14 protein-coding genes are annotated in these 16,434 nt (G+C 42.9%); 2 read left to right on the forward strand and 12 right to left on the reverse strand.

Going from position 1 to position 16,434, the window contains the following annotated elements:
• Nucleotides 1-45: 45 nt before the first annotated feature.
• From sbcB to ACZ5O6_RS07130, 4 genes are all read right to left on the reverse strand, one after another.
• Complete coding sequence (gene sbcB, locus ACZ5O6_RS07115) at nt 46-1,467, reverse strand: exodeoxyribonuclease I (RefSeq protein ID WP_447093003.1); 1,422 nt, start codon at nt 1,465-1,467, stop codon at nt 46-48.
• 93 nt (nt 1,468-1,560) lie between these two features.
• Nucleotides 1,561-2,136: an OmpA family protein gene (locus ACZ5O6_RS07120; RefSeq protein WP_447093004.1), complete on the reverse strand. Its 576-nt coding sequence runs from the start codon at nt 2,134-2,136 to the stop codon at nt 1,561-1,563.
• Between the two features lie 200 nt (nt 2,137-2,336).
• Complete coding sequence (locus ACZ5O6_RS07125; protein WP_447093005.1) at nt 2,337-3,857, reverse strand: fumarate hydratase; 1,521 nt, start codon at nt 3,855-3,857, stop codon at nt 2,337-2,339.
• Between the two features lie 29 nt (nt 3,858-3,886).
• Nucleotides 3,887-4,795 carry a coiled-coil domain-containing protein gene (locus ACZ5O6_RS07130; protein ID WP_447093006.1) on the reverse strand — a complete coding sequence of 303 codons (909 nt, stop codon included), beginning with the start codon at nt 4,793-4,795 and terminating at the stop codon, nt 3,887-3,889.
• Between the two features lie 214 nt (nt 4,796-5,009).
• On the opposite strand from ACZ5O6_RS07130, the gene ACZ5O6_RS07135 reads away from it, so the two are divergent.
• Together ACZ5O6_RS07135 and ACZ5O6_RS07140 are read left to right on the forward strand one after the other, a co-directional pair.
• Nucleotides 5,010-5,639 (forward strand): urate hydroxylase PuuD, encoded by a 630-nt coding sequence (locus ACZ5O6_RS07135; RefSeq protein WP_447093007.1) that lies wholly within the window; start codon nt 5,010-5,012, stop codon nt 5,637-5,639.
• Between the two features lie 156 nt (nt 5,640-5,795).
• Nucleotides 5,796-6,008, forward strand: coding sequence for a hypothetical protein (locus ACZ5O6_RS07140; RefSeq protein WP_447093008.1), 213 nt, complete (start codon nt 5,796-5,798; stop codon nt 6,006-6,008).
• A gap of 89 nt (nt 6,009-6,097) precedes the next feature.
• On the opposite strand, the gene ACZ5O6_RS07145 is transcribed toward ACZ5O6_RS07140, so the two are convergent.
• The 8 genes from ACZ5O6_RS07145 to ACZ5O6_RS07180 form a co-directional block, all read right to left on the reverse strand.
• Nucleotides 6,098-7,249 (reverse strand): IS4 family transposase, encoded by a 1,152-nt coding sequence (locus tag ACZ5O6_RS07145; RefSeq protein WP_447093036.1) that lies wholly within the window; start codon nt 7,247-7,249, stop codon nt 6,098-6,100.
• A gap of 151 nt (nt 7,250-7,400) precedes the next feature.
• Entirely contained in the window at nt 7,401-7,730 is a 330-nt protein-coding gene (gene sdhD, locus ACZ5O6_RS07150) for a succinate dehydrogenase, hydrophobic membrane anchor protein (protein WP_447092410.1), read from the reverse strand.
• The gene (gene sdhC / locus ACZ5O6_RS07155) at nt 7,721-8,101 is read right to left on the reverse strand and encodes a succinate dehydrogenase, cytochrome b556 subunit (protein ID WP_447092409.1); all 381 of its coding nucleotides are present in this window, start codon (nt 8,099-8,101) and stop codon (nt 7,721-7,723) included. The genes sdhD and sdhC overlap by 10 nt, the downstream gene beginning before the upstream one ends.
• Nucleotides 8,102-8,227: 126 nt before the next feature.
• On the reverse strand, nt 8,228-9,100 hold the full coding sequence (gene sucD / locus ACZ5O6_RS07160) for a succinate--CoA ligase subunit alpha (protein ID WP_447092408.1): 873 nt from the start codon (nt 9,098-9,100) through the stop codon (nt 8,228-8,230).
• 2 nt (nt 9,101-9,102) lie between these two features.
• The gene (gene sucC, locus ACZ5O6_RS07165) at nt 9,103-10,269 is read right to left on the reverse strand and encodes an ADP-forming succinate--CoA ligase subunit beta (protein ID WP_447092407.1); all 1,167 of its coding nucleotides are present in this window, start codon (nt 10,267-10,269) and stop codon (nt 9,103-9,105) included.
• A 131-nt stretch (nt 10,270-10,400) separates the two neighbouring features.
• Nucleotides 10,401-11,852 carry a dihydrolipoyl dehydrogenase gene (gene lpdA / locus ACZ5O6_RS07170; protein WP_447092406.1) on the reverse strand — a complete coding sequence of 484 codons (1,452 nt, stop codon included), beginning with the start codon at nt 11,850-11,852 and terminating at the stop codon, nt 10,401-10,403.
• A gap of 121 nt (nt 11,853-11,973) precedes the next feature.
• The gene (odhB, locus tag ACZ5O6_RS07175; RefSeq protein ID WP_447092405.1) at nt 11,974-13,458 is read right to left on the reverse strand and encodes a 2-oxoglutarate dehydrogenase complex dihydrolipoyllysine-residue succinyltransferase; all 1,485 of its coding nucleotides are present in this window, start codon (nt 13,456-13,458) and stop codon (nt 11,974-11,976) included.
• Between the two features lie 58 nt (nt 13,459-13,516).
• The gene (locus ACZ5O6_RS07180) at nt 13,517-16,351 is read right to left on the reverse strand and encodes a 2-oxoglutarate dehydrogenase E1 component (protein WP_447092404.1); all 2,835 of its coding nucleotides are present in this window, start codon (nt 16,349-16,351) and stop codon (nt 13,517-13,519) included.
• Nucleotides 16,352-16,434: the final 83 nt, after the last annotated feature.

Consider the following 16,434-nt stretch of genomic DNA (forward strand, 5'->3'; position numbering starts at 1 on the left):
CGATTAACATGTACTACCGAGGGCTCGCTATTAAGCGCTCTCAATTCACTTCTCATTCAACAAGTGATCGCCATAGTCAAGTAGATCACGCACGATATTTTGGTTCACCGACGGATCATCGCTGTAGGCAGATAAACGCTCAAAATAGACGTCCAAGGTAATACTTGCCCCTGCGTTATCATCCGTTAAGCGTAAATATCGCCACTCTTGCCACTGCTGCCTCTCTTCTGCCGTTAACGTATCTGGGTAATGGCGCGCCCGATAGCGAAATAACAATGCTTTTAAGCGACTATCTTTTAACTCCTCACTGTAGTGCGCTAATGTTTCTGGTTCTGCCCCCCTGATCCGTTGCATTACCTGTTTATCATGGGCGCTAATAAAACCATCATACAACTGCTGCTCAGGATCTACTTTGGGAGCGAATCGCTGGCTAGAAAACACTGAATGTAGCTTTTCTGTGATGTCGACTTGCTGTAGCTGCTGCCAGTGGCGCTCACATTGAGCCTTATCAATATGTAAACGGTGGGCGGCATCATCAGTCAATAACTTGGTGGTAGCAATCATGGGAGATTTATTGCTATGTATTTCTTTGAGAGGTATGCGGGTTAAACCATCACTTAACTCACTCTGTTTGATATATAAACGTTCAGTAATTTCTTGTGCGGAACATGTGATGAGTGGTGTTGGATCTTCTGATAAGTCATACACAATGACACTATTTTTATTTTCAGGGTGTGGTGCCAGAGGTACCACTAAAGCAGTACATCCGTTGCTTACAGGAAACCGAGACGAGATATGTAAAATAGGTTTTCGACTAACAGTATCAATCAGTGCATTCACTTTTTGTTTATTGCGTAACTCGTAGGCATATTGATAAAGCTGGGGTTCACGTTGCTTTATCAACTTAGCCAGTGCAATCGTCGCATAAACATCAGATAAAGCATCATGGGCAGCATCATGAAGTAAGCCATTCGCTTGGCTTAATAACTCCAATTTAAAACTAACCGCACCTTTTTCGTTGATAGGCCACTCTAGAGTGTCTGGGCGCAAAGCGTAACATAAACGCACCATATCAATAATGTCCCATCGGGAATTGCCGTTTTGCCATTCACGCTCGTAAGGGTCATAAAAATTTCGATATAAGCCATAACGTGTCATTTCATCATCAAAACGAATACTGTTATAGCCAACACCACAACTCTTAGCTTGTGAAAGTTCGTGATGAATTTTTTCAAAAAAAATAGGTTCAGAAAGACCATCATTCAACGCTTTTTGCGGAGTAATACCGGTCAATAAACAGGCTTCAGGATGGGGTAAACAGTCATCGCTAGGCTTACAATAAATAACGAGAGGGTCACCAATAATGTTCAAGTCTTCATCCGTTCTGATCCCCGCAAATTGGGAAGGCTTATCTTGGCTAGGCGTTGCACCCCATGTTTCATAATCATGCCAGTACAATGTATTCATCAGCGGCTCTCATTTATTAATCTTGCTCATCATGCAGGCAAAAAAATACCCCACCAGAAAACTGGCAGGGTATTTGTGTATAACATCAGCAAACTATGGCTTAGTGTAGCCTCTTACTGTGATGTCTACACGACGGTTTTGAGCACGACCTTCTTTAGTATCGTTAGAAGCGACGGGAGAAGTTTCACCCTCACCTGCTGCACGAATAAGTGAACCAAGAATACCTTTACCTTCTAGGTAAGATTTTACAGAATTTGCACGTCTTTCTGATAAGTCTTGGTTATATGCAGCATCACCACGGCTATCTGCATGACCAACAACACTAATACCTGAAACATTTAATTGCTTAGCGCGTGATGCGAATAGGTCTAGAGCAGCTTTACCGCCAGTGCTTAATTCTGCACTGTTAGTCGCAAAGTTTGCATCGCCACTCAAAGAAACCGCTTGAGAAACCGCTTTAGGAGTTGGAACCACTTTTACTGGCTCGGCTTTATGACCACAAGCATCAAGGTGTGCACCGCTGTTTACTTTTACACAATCAGTATAACTACTTGCTACCGCATTACCAGAGTTGCTTACCAAGCCACCACCAGATACGTGAGCAGACGCTGTAGTCGCTGAAAGCGCAGATGCTAGAGCAATCGCTGCTATCGAAATAGATTTGTTCATGATTTATGGCCTCCAAAGCCTTAAAAAATTTAGTTTTCTTATTAATTTATGGGTGTTTGCACATAAACACTGGTGAGCAATATACAACAGCCGGAGAAGATGTGCAGCAAAAATCATGGATTCGTAAACTCAGCAATAAATATTGCTTAAAAATCGTACACTTCTTTGCAAAACACATCTATTTGACGCCTTTTTCTATATTATTTAACGCTAATAGCGCCTTCTTCTATTCTAGCTTTCCATATCTGAGGTCCTGTTTTATGTACCGATTCACCATTAACATCAACGGCAACTGTCACAGGCATATCTTTAACTTCAAATTCATAAATAGCTTCCATTCCTAAATCTTCAAAACCCACAACTTTTGATCCGACAATAGCTTTAGAGACTAAATAAGCCGAGCCACCCACCGCCATTAAATACACGGCTTTATTATCTTTAATCGCTTCAATAGCAGTATCACCACGTTCAGCTTTACCTACCATTCCTAGCAATCCAGTTTTTTCTAACACAGTACGAGTAAATTTATCCATTCGCGTTGCTGTTGTAGGCCCTGCGGGCCCAACGACTTCTTCTCTAACCGGATCGACGGGACCTACGTAATAAATGAAACGCCCCTTCAGGTCGACGGGTAATTCTTCACCTTTTGCTAGCATGTCGACTATTCTTTTATGCGCTGCATCACGACCCGTCAATAATTTACCCGATAGTAGTAAGGTATCACCGGGTTGCCATTCGGCTGTTTCTTCCGGAGTGATTGTATCTAGGTTGACCTGTCGTGTATTCGGATTAACGTCTCGGGTAATTTGTGGCCAATCCTTGAGATTCGGTGGCGTTTGTAATGCAGGCCCAGAACCGTCAAGAGTAAAATGTGTATGACGAGTAGCTGCACAGTTAGGAATGACTGCTACGGCTTTATTTGCCGCATGGCTTGGGAAGTCTTTCACCTTAACATCTAATACTGTTGTCAATCCGCCAAGCCCTTGAGCTCCAATACCTAAGCGATTTACCTTATCGTACAACTCTAAACGTAACTCTTCAGCACGGTTATCAGCACCTTTCTTTTGCAGGTCTTGAATATTAATCGGCTCCAGCAACGCTTCTTTCGCTAATAACATGGCTTTTTCTGCAGTACCGCCCACACCAATACCTAAAATACCTGGAGGACACCAGCCTGCTCCCATCGTCGGCACAACATTAAGCACCCAATCAACCACCGAGTCTGACGGATTAAGCATCGCAAACTTCGACTTAGCTTCGCTGCCACCGCCTTTTGCAGCCACATGAATATCGACAGTATTACCCGGAACAATTTTATAATTAATTACCGCAGGCGTGTTATCGCCGGTATTTTTGCGTGCACCATCGGGGTCTGCCAATATTGATGCCCTAAGTACGTTATCAGGGTGTTGGTAGGCACGTCTAACCCCTTCATTGATCATGTCTTCTAGAGCCATGTCACCTTCAAACAATACCTGCATACCCACTTCAACAAACACCGTAACAATACCTGTGTCCTGGCAGATAGGCCTATGGCCTTCAGCACACATACGAGAATTAATTAAGATTTGAGCCATCGCGTCTTTAGCCGCAGGGTTTTGCTCTTTTTCATAAGCCTCATGAACGGCGTGAATGAAATCAACTGGATGATAATAAGAAATAAACTGCAAGGCATCAGCGATGCTAGTGATTAAATCGTCTTGCTGAATAATTGTGGGCATAGTCATGTCTCTAGGTAAATAAGTATTTTTTAAGGTCTTTTGAGTTGCAATAATTCGCGATTCGTCGTGCGGCGGAATGCTTCCAATGACGTAATAACCTCTTCCGTCTCTTTAACACGCTGTTCAAGTGCATTGAATTTATTCGACGCAGATACGCCTTTATTGGCTTGTGATCCAAGCACTTTAAGTTGCTCAGTATGTACGGCCAACTTTTCTCTGAGAGCACGTAATAATATATCTTGCTCTGCTGCCGTTTGACGAGTTGATTTTACGGAGCGTTCGAGTGCTTGTAGCTCGTCGATAGCGCTTTTTACATCTTGCAAAGAGGCTTGTAGTGACAGAAGTTTTTTCTGTTCACTCTGTAATTTTGACACATCACCCGCAAATTTTTTGCCCAAAGTAGTAACTTTTTTATCCAAAGACCCTATTTTTTCCTCTGCGCCTTTTATCCCGTCACGATTAACATTTCTCGTTGCCCACAATTTGGCAATTTCTGAATCGGCTTGTATAGACTTACTATTCAGCTCTCGCACTTGAGCGCTAACAGATGCCAGCGACTGGCTTGCACTATCATCAGAAATCGCCAATTTATTTTCGAGCTGCACAATACGTAAACGCTGATCTTTAATCGTTTTTTGAGTCATATCTAACTGTAAAAAAACATAGGCTGTCGCTGCCCCTACACACAGAGTTAGCAAAAATACAAACCATGTAAAACCAGACGAGCCAGTGCGTTCATTTGGCGGTGTGGTGTTCTCATTTTTTATAGCCACACGACTTGTTGGGCGAGAGGTCACTTGAGCACCACGTGCAGCAGATGCACTGTCTTGGCTAGTCGCAGAACGTCGCATTTGCTGAGTGGCTTTTGCGCGCCGCCCCACTAAATCCTCTTTGTCGTCTAATACCGATGATACCGTCGGTTCTTTGCGTTCACTCACGATGACATATCCTCACACTATGGTTATCGTTACACCTACTAATCTACAGATTATACGAGATTATCAAAATAAACCCTATGATGAATGAGAATATTTACATTAATGCTGCTGACCTATCAATAATCCGTTAGAATAACTATTGGTTTCCGTTGTAATAGCAAATACTGTATACGGAATACTAATTATTATAATTTAACTTATTGAGGGGTAAGTCATGGATTTTCTGGATTTTTTGGTGCGCTGGGCACATTTATTATTCGGCATTACATGGATAGGTATGCTGTATTACTTTAACTTTGTACAAGGCGGCTACTTTAAAGCGGCTTCTCCAGAAGCGCTTGCAGATGCAAAGGCCAAATTGGCGCCAAGTGCGTTATGGTGGTTCCGCTGGGGCGCGATGTTTACTTTTGTTACCGGTGTTTATCTTTTATACTATGTAGGAAAAATTAACGCATTCAATGATTACATTGCCATCGGCGCTTTGATGGGTACACTCATGTTTTTAAATGTGTGGGTAATTATTTGGCCGAACCAAAAAATTGCTTTAGGTATGGTTGAAGGCGATGCGGCTGCAGCGGGTGCGAAAGCTCTTCTAGCCTCACGTACCAATGTACTCTTCTCTGCACCCATGGCTTTCGGCATGCTTGCTGGCCCACACTTTGTTGGTCAAGGCTATGGTACGGGCGCTGGCGGTATCGATTTATGGATTGCTATTGCCATTATCGCGTTGCTCGAAATCAACGGTCTGATTGGTAAACAAGGGCCAATGACTACCGTCAAAGGCGTTATACACTCAAGCCTTGGTTTAACTGCGGTACTAGTGGCTATTTTATACTTTTTATAATAGACCATTAAAATACCGAAAACGGCCTGTTACTTAAGTAACAGGCCGTTTTTTTATGGCTCAGTATTTACTTTAAAAAAGAAAAGCATTGAACAGAGTAGCCAGTAAGAAGCTATAATAGGCATCAGTAATTATATTTATATTTTGGAGAGAAGAATGAATTTAGAATATTATATTATTCACGGTCGTGGCGATGGTGGACTGAAGTTTCAATTAGCCAAATTAGAAGATGAAAGTGGGAACAACTATAAAGGTGAATATGATATGGCACGGCATTTTGCCAGCGTCGATGAAATGAAAGAATATATTGCAAATGATGTAATAAAGAAGCCCTTAGCAGAATTATCGATAGAGCCCATGAATATATAAGTGGTTATATTTAAATAAAACGCCATATAAGGCGTAAGTAACATGTAATAAAAAAGGGGCTTAAGCCACTACTGTCCCACAGTTTGAAATCATAAGACCAACCTCATTTGAGGTTGGTCTTTTTGTTTAGGAGGAGGACTTGGATCAAGTATCTCTCTCAAGGCTTTTCGTTCAAATAAATTGAGTTGGATCACCCGAAGAATGCGCTGCACTGTCCACCCTTTCTTTGCTGAATGCCGAGCAAAAGCGAGTAGTAAATAGGTAATCATTGCTATCCAAATTTGTGTCAATATGGCGTTTTTTGATAAGCCTAAAAACGCTTTGATTTGTAAGTTTTGCTTAATCGCTTTGAAGAATAATTCGACTTGCCAGCGGTCTTTGTAAATGGCAGCAATCGTACTCGCCGCCAGTATTAAATTGTTGGTTAAAAACGTATAGAACTTACCGCTATTTTTGTCTCGGTAGCCTATCCGTCGTAGCGTAGGCGCACCGCGTTTGATGGCGTGAGCACTGCTCAGCTGAATAACTTGATCACTTGAAACGCCTTTCTTTTTGTTGACTTCTCTGCGCTCTAACACGCGGTAAACGGCTTTAGATCGTAGGCGCGTTACGAACGATACACCTTGCTGTGTAAGACTTCCAAACCATTGGTAGTCCACATACCCCTTATCAAAAGCAACAATGCTTCCTTTTGGAAAGGTGAATTCTCTACCTTTAACCATATCATTTTCGTTGCCATCACTCAGTGCGACAAACTCAGGCATCAGTGTTCCATGGTTCAAGCCCACGCTGAGTTTTACATTAGCGGTATCATCTCGATGAGCTGCCCAAGGAAACAGTTTTAGTGAGAGATCAATCGCACTTGCATCCAGTGAATACAATGGATTTTTGAAACGGAATTTGTGCTGGCCGGATTGGTTTTTACAGCGATTCAGTAGTTTATAAAAAAGTGCTTCGTAGAGTTCTGCAGGTTGATTGGCATTTAATCGAGATAGCGTTGATTTTGAAACGGGTTTTGCACCCAAGTGATACAGCTTATCCTGTTGAGATTCTAAATTAGATTGAATATCTCGTAGGCTTTGGCGGCCAGATAGCTGCGACATCGCCATACCAATAAACTGATCCCAGCGAGTGGCCGACCTTAATTTTTGCCCTACATGATGCTTTTTAGCAAGCCCTTCAAATTCATGTCTAGATAATGGTTTTAGTAACTGATGAAATGCGGTGTTATGATGTGACAAAGCCTGAACCCCTTTGTTAGTAATGTTTTCTTCGCAGAATCATTATAACAAGTGAGGTTCAGGCTTTCTTATCTAGATCAAACTGTGGGACAGTAGTGGGCTTAAGCCCCTTTTTTATTACATGTTACTGTATCTCTTAACAAGCAAAACACTACATAAATAGCAGAGATGCTCCCCATAATACATAAAACACACTCACTATAATCGCAACTGACATCATTAAGACCGGAGGAATATTAAATTTAACAGCATAATCACCCGTTATCTGCCAACCAGCTAATATAGAGTTTGCCCCCGCTAAAATTAATGTAATCATTGCATAGACTTTAAATACCGTCGTATTAAATAAGCCATTTAGCGCATCGTAAGTCAGACCATTTGTTAGAATGGTCTTTAGTAGCACCACACCAAAAATAATAAAAACAACGTTGCTAACGCGCTGAAATACCCACTGCTGAACACCGCTTGTCATTATGCCCATACCAGTACTCCTGCCAATACACTTAATACAACACCCAAGACAATCGCTGCCCAAGAAATACATTTACCGCCAGCAAAGTCTTCAAAAAAACCGAAGTCTTGTATTAAATGCTTAATGGTACCCATACAATAATAAGCAAATGCGGTTAATAAACCCCAAGCAACAAACTGTACAATGAAGTGACTATTTAAAGCGTCTGCTAATACATAATAGTCCTTAGGTGACGACAACACATAGCAAAGAGCACACAATAGAAAGCCCAAACCAACCCAACTGATCACAGCACAAATACGATGTAAAATAGATGCTATTGCAGTAATGGGAAAGCTAACAGTGCCCAAATCAAGATTGACGGGACGATTATCACTCATGTTATACCTCCATTGAGGAAAATTTTAAAAAGAAGCTTCAAGATAGGGGTCAGAGTCATTGATTTTTAAAATCAATGACTCTGACCCCATGATTACTGTGATTACTTAAACTTGTAGCTAAGAAAATTACCAACCAGTAATTTCTTTTAATGCACTGCCAATGTCTGCGAGACTACGAACCGTTTTAACACCCGCATCTTCAAGCGCTGCAAATTTTTCATCAGCAGTTCCTTTACCGCCAGAAACAATCGCACCTGCGTGCCCCATGCGCTTGCCTTCAGGTGCTGTTACACCGGCAATGTAAGAAACAACTGGTTTGGTTACATTCGCTTTAATAAAGGCAGCCGCTTCTTCTTCTGCTGTACCACCAATTTCACCGATCATAACAATCGCTTCTGTCGCTGGATCTTCTTGGAACATGGTGAGAATATCAATAAAGTTTGAACCCGGAATTGGATCACCACCGATACCAACACACGTCGATTGACCAAAGCCGTAGTCAGTTGTTTGCTTGACCGCTTCATAGGTCAATGTACCCGAACGCGATACAACACCCACTTTACCAGGCAAGTGAATGTGGCCCGGCATAATACCGATTTTACATTCACCTGGTGTGATAACACCTGGGCAGTTAGGGCCAATCATACGCACGCCTTTCTTCTCGATGTACTCTTTAACAACAAGCATATCAAGCGTGGGAATACCTTCAGTAATAGTAATGATCAACTCAATGCCGGCATCAGCGGCTTCGATAATTGAATCTTTACAAAAAGCAGCCGGTACATAAATAACGGTTGCTGTTGCACCTGTTGCTTCTACGGCTTCTTTAACTGTGTTGAAAACCGGTAAACCTAGGTGAGTTGAACCACCTTTACCTGGTGTTACACCACCTACCATTTGCGTACCATAGGCAATCGCTTGCTCAGAATGGAAAGTACCATTAGAACCAGTAAAACCTTGGCAAATAACTTTTGTATCTTTGTTAATTAAAATAGACATTATTATTTGCCCTCCGCAGCAGCAACGACTTTTTCAGCTGCATCCGTTAATGATGTTGCACCCACTAAATTCAGTGTGCTTGCATCCAATAATTTTTTACCTTCTTCCGCATTGGTACCTTCAAGGCGAACAATCACTGGCACTTCAACACCCACTTCTTCAACCGCACCGATAATGCCTTCAGCGATCATGTCACAACGTACGATGCCACCAAAAATATTAACCAATACCGCTTTTACATTAGAATCGGAAAGAATTAACTTAAACGCTTCGATAACACGCTCTTTCGTCGCACCACCACCTACATCAAGGAAGTTCGCAGGCTTACCACCGTGAAGGTTAACAATATCCATTGTACCCATCGCAAGACCCGCACCATTAACCATACAGCCAACATTACCGTCTAGAGCAACATAATTAAGTTCAAAAGAAGCAGCATGCGCTTCACGCTCATCTTCTTGTGAAGGATCGTGCATTTCACGGATTTTTGGTTGGCGGTAAAGCGCATTAGAATCGATGTTAATTTTGCCATCTAAGCAATGAAGATTACCTTCATCGGTAATCACTAATGGGTTGATTTCTAATAAAGCAAAATCAAAATCTTCAAACATTTTCGCTAAACCTAAAAAGATCTTAGTGAACTGTTTAACCTGAGTAGGGTTTAGGCCCAATTTAAATGCTAATTCGCGACCTTGATATGGCTGAGCGCCAACCAATGGGTCAATGATTGCTTTTAAGATTTTTTCTGGCGTTTCTTCAGCCACTTTTTCAATCTCAACACCGCCTTCTGTTGACGCCATGAATACGATGCTGCGAGTTGCACGATCGACAACGGCACCAAGATATAACTCTTGATCGATATCAGTACAAGACTCAACAAGAATACGACTAACAGGCTGACCATTCGCATCTGTTTGATAGGTTACTAAGTTTTTACCTAACCAGTTTTCAGCAAACTCTTTTACTTCAGCTTGTGAGTCGACTAACTTAACGCCACCGGCCTTACCACGGCCACCCGCGTGTACTTGTGCTTTAACAACCCATTTGTCACCACCGATTGTATCGGTCGCTGCTGCCGCTTCTTCTGCTGTTGCAGCTGCAACACCCGTCGAAACTGGCAAACCGTATTCAGCAAACAATTGTTTAGCCTGATACTCATGCAAATTCATAACTTTTTCCGTTAAATTGATGCTTCTTACGAAGCGGTTAGTTGAAATCAAGATCAAGGGGTCAGAGTCAGTTGATTTTTAATTCAATCAACTAACTCTGACCCCTTGATCTTGATTATTTAATGAGAACTTTATTTACGCTTTTTACGGTTAGGCATATGGATCGCGTGGCCATGCACTGACAATGCTGCTTCTTTAACGGCTTCTGAGAAGGTTGGATGACCAAATACCGTCATGCCAATATCTTCCGCCGTTGAACCAAATTCCATTGCTATAGCAATTTGCTGAACCAAATCAGACGCACTTGGGCCGACAATGTGGCAACCCAAAATACGGTCTGTTTTTGCATCTGCGATCATCTTAACCATACCATCTTGCGAATCGGCAGCTACTGCACGACCAATTGCTAAGAACGGGAAGGTACCGATATTCACTTCAATGCCTTCTGCTGCTAGCTGCTCTTCTGTTTTACCAACAGATGCGACTTCAGGATGTGTATAAATCACGTTAGGAATAATGTCATAGTTCATCATCGCTTTCTGGCCAGCGATACGCTCAGCAACAACAACACCTTCTTCGGAACCTTTGTGTGCCAACATAGGGCCACGTACAACATCGCCCACTGCCCACACGCCATCAACCGCCGTTGCACAGTTTTCATCAACCGCAATAAAACCTCGTTCGTCAAGAGCAACGCCGGTATCATCAGCAAACAAGCCTTGCGTGAACGGGCGACGACCAACACAGACAATCAGTTTATCGAAGGTTTCTTTTTGCTCATTGCCATCTTTATCGGTAAAGGTAACTTCAACTTCCTCACCTTTTACTTCGCTACCTGTCACCATGCAACTCAGGCGAATATCTAAACCTTGCTTGGTAAAGATTTTTTTCGTTTCTTTGGCTATCTGTTGATCCATCATCGCAAGGAATTTATCCATCGCTTCAAGACAAACCACTTCAGAACCGAGACGCGCCCACACACTGCCAAGCTCTAAACCAATAACACCCGCACCGATAATACCCAAACGTTTAGGTACTTCTTGAAATTCTAATGCGCCTGTTGAATCAACAACAATCGTGTTTTCTTCAGGATTAACTGGGGCAACAGGAATATTAACGGGCACAGAACCGGTAGCAATAACAACATTATCGGCATCGTAAGTCGTTACGTTACCGTCTTTATCAGTCACTTCTACTTTTTTACCGGCTAGCAATTTACCGTAACCAAAAATTGAGGCCACTTTATTGGCTTTAAAAAGACCGGTGATACCACCGGACATTTGCGCGACAATTTTTTCTTTACGCTTAATCATGGCGGGAACATCAATACTTAATTCGCCCGTGCTAATGCCATGGCTGTCGAAACCATCATGCGCATCGTGATAACGGTGTGAGCTATCAAGTAGTGCTTTCGATGGGATACAACCCACATTCAAGCAAGTACCGCCGTTAACCAGTTTACCTTTTTCGTCGCTCCATTTTTCAACGCACGCGGTTTTTAAACCCAATTGCGCAGCACGAATGGCAGCTACATAACCTGCTGGCCCAGAACCTATTACGATCACATCATACTTTTCAGACATTTTATTTTCCTATGCTGTTCGGTGAAAAAGGAATTAAGGTTAACCCATTTCACCATATATTATCGAAAAATTGGAGTGCCAGTATTGTTAACACTTACACACTCTAATTTCGTGATTTCTCTTATATTTCTAATAAGAAACGAGCGGGATCTTCTAATAGATCTTTAATTGCTACCAAGAATTGTACCGCCTCTTTACCATCAACCATACGGTGATCATAAGACAGTGCCAAGTACATCATTGGACGAATTTCTACTTTGCCATTAACAGCCATTGGACGCTCTTGAATTTTGTGCATACCCAAAATAGCCGTTTGCGGTAAATTTAAGATAGGGGTTGATAACAATGAACCAAACACACCACCATTGGTGATGGTAAATGTTCCGCCAGTCATTTCATCAATACCTAGTTTTCCATCGCGTCCGCGTAGGCCCAAATCTCGAATAGTAGATTCAACCGTTGCCAAACCCATTTCTTCAGCATTACGTAATACAGGAACCACCAAACCTTTAGGCGTCGATACGGCAACACCGATATCATGATAACCGTGGTAAACCACATCATCACCATCAAGTGAGGCATTGATCGCTGGATATTTTTTCAGTGCTTCGACCGCAGCTTTAACAAAAAAGCCCATAAAACCAAGACGAGTACCGTCATTGCTTTTCTCAAAAAGGTCTTTGTATTTTGCACGCAAGTCCATTACTGGACCCATATCTACTTCATTAAATGTAGTTAACATAGCGGTTGTTGATGTCGCTTCTAATAAACGTTCAGCAATACGCTTACGTAAACGCGTCATCGGCACACGCTTTTCAACGCGATTACCTTCGGCAACCATGGCTACTGGAGTCGCTGCGCTAGCAGTAGGCGCTGGTGCTGATGCCGCTTTTTCAACATCGGCTTTTGAAATAAGGCCATTTCTTTCAGAGCCTGATACAGTCGACAAATCAACACCCTTTTCAGCCGCCAATTTACGTGCAGAAGGACTCGCAGCCGCACTATCATTACTCGATTCAACCACAGAAGGTGCTGCTGGAGCTGCAGGCGCAGAAGATGCTGAGGCGCCTTCAATAACGACGGCAATGACTTCACCACTCTGTACGGTATCACCTTCACCTTTAGCAATATCTCCCATAGCACCATCAGCTGGCGCAACAACTTCCAGTACGACTTTATCCGTTTCTATTTCAACTAACAGTTCATCACGCGCAACGGCATCGCCTGCGGCTTTGTGCCATGTGGCGATCGTGCCATCCTGAACAGATTCAGGGAAAGTCGGCGCTTTAATTTCTACACTATTGCCCGATGTCGCCGGTGTTGCTTCAGCGGCTGTAGAAACAGGAGCACTGTCAACCGCTGCCGCTCCACCATCAAGAATAGAGGCAAGCAACTCATTACTGAGCACAGTATCACCCTCGCCTTTGGCTATGTCACTCAATACGCCATCAGCTGGTGCAACCACTTCCAACACGACTTTATCCGTTTCTATTTCAACCAATAGTTCGTCACGGGTCACTGTATCACCCGCTTTTTTATGCCATGTTGCAATGACACCATCTTGTACAGATTCCGGAAAAGTAGGAGCTTTGATTTCATTCGCCATTGTTGTGTTCCTGTTGTCGTACGTAAAATTAGTCTGTATGTAAAAGTATGTATATAAATTAGCTAACGGTTAGCGCAGCTTCGATTAATGCGTTTTGCTCTTCCAAGTGCAGAGACATATAACCACACGCAGGAGCCGCTGAAGAAATGCGCCCTGCATACTCAACGGTTACTGCAGGGTAAACTTCTGCCATAGCACCTTCGATACGATGCCTTATTTGGAACCAAGCGCCTTGATTTCTTGGTTCTTCTTGACACCAAGCAATCTGTGAAACGTTTTTGTATTTGGCTAAAACGTCGAGAAGCTCTGCTTTAGGAAATGGATAAAGCTGCTCGAGACGAATAAGTGCAACATCATCTTGACCAGATTCCATGCGTGCTTCTAGCAGGTGGTAATACACTTTACCGCTACACAACACAATTTTCTTAACCTTATCGGCTTCAACTAAATCATCAGAAAGAACATTATGGAACGTGCCTTCAGACAATTCTTCTAATGAAGATGTCGCTAATTTATGACGTAGAATCCATTTAGGACTCATAATGACTAGCGGACGACGCATCGGCCGCACAACTTGGCGACGTAAAATATGGAAAATTTGTGCTGGTGTTGTCGGGATACACACTTGAATATTATGTTCCGCACACATTTGCATAAAACGCTCTAAGCGAGCAGATGAGTGCTCAGGGCCCTGACCTTCATAACCATGCGGAAGCAACATCGTTAAACCACATAAACGGCCCCACTTATGTTCGCCGCTAGTGATAAATTGATCGATAACAACCTGTGCGCCGTTGGCAAAATCACCAAACTGCGCTTCCCAAATCACTAATGTATTAGGCTGGGTGGTTGCATAACCGTATTCGAAAGCAAGCACTGCTTCTTCGGAAAGTAAGGAATCATAAATATTAAACGCTGGCTGACTAGCGGATAAATTCGCTATAGGCGTATAGCTTTGACCGTCTTGCTGGCTATGCAATACTGCATGACGGTGAGAAAACGTACCGCGACCAACATCTTGACCGGTTAAGCGCACAGCGGTGCCATCATCAATCAAAGTAGCATAAGCCAGTGTTTCAGCCATGCCCCAGTTAAGCGGTAATTCACCACTCGCCATTTTACGGCGATCATCATAAATTTTGGATACTTGACGCTGTACCTGAATACTTTCTGGCACTTCGCACATTTTTTGAGCCAGTGCTTGTAGCTTATCCATGGGAACGCGTGTATCACCTTCCGCTACCCAATCATGTCCTAAATACGGTGTCCAATCCACAAATAATGAGCTATCAGGTTCGCTCACTAAACCATCAGCCACATGATCACCTCGATCAAGTGACGCTCGATATTCCTTCGCTAACGCAGCCGATTCCTCGGTACTAACAACCCCCTCATTGGCTAATTGCTCAGCATATTTTGTGCGGGTAGTTTTTAACTTTTTGATGATTTTATACATCAACGGTTGGGTCGATGACGGCTCATCCGTTTCATTATGGCCACGACGTCGATAACAAACCAAATCAATCACAACGTCTTTTTTAAACTCGTAACGATAATCAACCGCTAACTGTGTCACAAACATGACCGCTTCAGGGTCGTCACCATTAACATGAAATACGGGCGCACCCACAAATTTCGCCACGTCAGTACAATAATGAGTAGAGCGTGCATCAGCAGGATTACTCGTCGTAAATCCTACTTGGTTATTAATGACAATATGCAGGGTTCCGCCCGTTTTATAGGCGCGGGTTTGTGACATTTGGAAGGTTTCGAAAACAACACCCTGTCCAGAAAAAGCCGCATCACCATGAATAGAAACCGGTACAACGATATTTCCATCACTATCCTCTCTTCTGTCTTGGCGCGCACGAACCGAACCAGAGACCACTGGAGAAGCAATTTCCAAGTGAGATGGATTGAACGCCATGGCCATATGTAATTCACCACCCGGGGTCATTACATTGGAAGAAAAGCCTTGGTGATATTTCACATCACCTGATGTATCCACTAATTTCTTGCCTTCAAACTCGTCGAATAAATCGGCTGGGTTTTTACCAAAAACATTTACCAAGGTATTTAAACGACCACGATGCGCCATACCTAAAACGATTTCTTTAGCACCATAAGTACCCGAACGTTTAATAATGCCATCAAGCATTGGAATGAGTGACTCACCCCCTTCGAGACCAAAACGCTTAGTACCCGGATATTTACTATCAAGATGCTTTTCTAAACCTTCCGCCGCTGTCAATCTTTCTAAAATACTACGCTTGGTGTTGGCTGCGTATGACGGGCGACCACGCGCACTTTCCATACGCTCTTGTAACCACTTTAATTCTGTAAGCTCAGTAATATGAGTAAATTCAGCGCCAATAGCCCCACAGTATGTAGCTTCCAGTTCTGTAATAATTTCTCGAAGCGTGGCTTTGTCTTTACCGAAAAATAAATCACCCGTTGCAAATTCACTGTCTAGATCAGCGTCGCTTAAGCCATGAAATTGTAGGTCAAGGTGCTCTAAGGAGGGAGGTGAAGTAAGCTCAAGAGGATCTGTTTTAGCCTTTAAATGACCCCCACGACGATAATGCTGAATAAGCTGAGCAACGTTAATTTGGCGCGCGTGTTCAACTTCTGCTACATGCGATGATGATTGTGCGGCATACGCTCTAGGCTGTTTAACAAACTCTCGAAACTGCTCACGAATACGAGAGTGTGGCGTATCTTGTGCAGTGGAGGTATCGCTAACCGTAGGCAATTGTTCAAAATATACCCGCCATTCATCTGGGATACTAGAGGGATCGTATAAATATGCATCGTAGAGTTCTTCTACATATGATGCGTTGCCACCCGAGATATGACCGGTGCTCCAGAGCGCTTCCATCTGACTTTCGTGCATTAGTTACTCGCCTACTTTTTATCCGTTAACAACGGATGTATTAAATTCTTTTACTACAAACAAAACTCCGGCAGTACTTGGCG

The sequence above is a fragment of the Eionea flava genome (assembly GCF_055393785.1).

What these genes read in the sequence shown, in the direction of transcription:
- sbcB (WP_447093003.1), bottom strand. Translation starts at nt 1,467, where the DNA reads ATGAATACATTGTACTGGCATGATTATGAAACATGGGGTGCAACGCCT.
- ACZ5O6_RS07120 (WP_447093004.1), bottom strand. Translation starts at nt 2,136, where the DNA reads ATGAACAAATCTATTTCGATAGCAGCGATTGCTCTAGCATCTGCGCTT.
- ACZ5O6_RS07125 (WP_447093005.1), bottom strand. Translation starts at nt 3,857, where the DNA reads ATGCCCACAATTATTCAGCAAGACGATTTAATCACTAGCATCGCTGAT.
- ACZ5O6_RS07135 (WP_447093007.1), top strand. Translation starts at nt 5,010, where the DNA reads ATGGATTTTCTGGATTTTTTGGTGCGCTGGGCACATTTATTATTCGGC.
- ACZ5O6_RS07140 (WP_447093008.1), top strand. Translation starts at nt 5,796, where the DNA reads ATGAATTTAGAATATTATATTATTCACGGTCGTGGCGATGGTGGACTG.
- sdhD (WP_447092410.1), bottom strand. Translation starts at nt 7,730, where the DNA reads ATGGGCATAATGACAAGCGGTGTTCAGCAGTGGGTATTTCAGCGCGTT.
- sdhC (WP_447092409.1), bottom strand. Translation starts at nt 8,101, where the DNA reads ATGAGTGATAATCGTCCCGTCAATCTTGATTTGGGCACTGTTAGCTTT.
- sucD (WP_447092408.1), bottom strand. Translation starts at nt 9,100, where the DNA reads ATGTCTATTTTAATTAACAAAGATACAAAAGTTATTTGCCAAGGTTTT.
- sucC (WP_447092407.1), bottom strand. Translation starts at nt 10,269, where the DNA reads ATGAATTTGCATGAGTATCAGGCTAAACAATTGTTTGCTGAATACGGT.
- lpdA (WP_447092406.1), bottom strand. Translation starts at nt 11,852, where the DNA reads ATGTCTGAAAAGTATGATGTGATCGTAATAGGTTCTGGGCCAGCAGGT.
- odhB (WP_447092405.1), bottom strand. Translation starts at nt 13,458, where the DNA reads ATGGCGAATGAAATCAAAGCTCCTACTTTTCCGGAATCTGTACAAGAT.
- ACZ5O6_RS07180 (WP_447092404.1), bottom strand. Translation starts at nt 16,351, where the DNA reads ATGCACGAAAGTCAGATGGAAGCGCTCTGGAGCACCGGTCATATCTCG.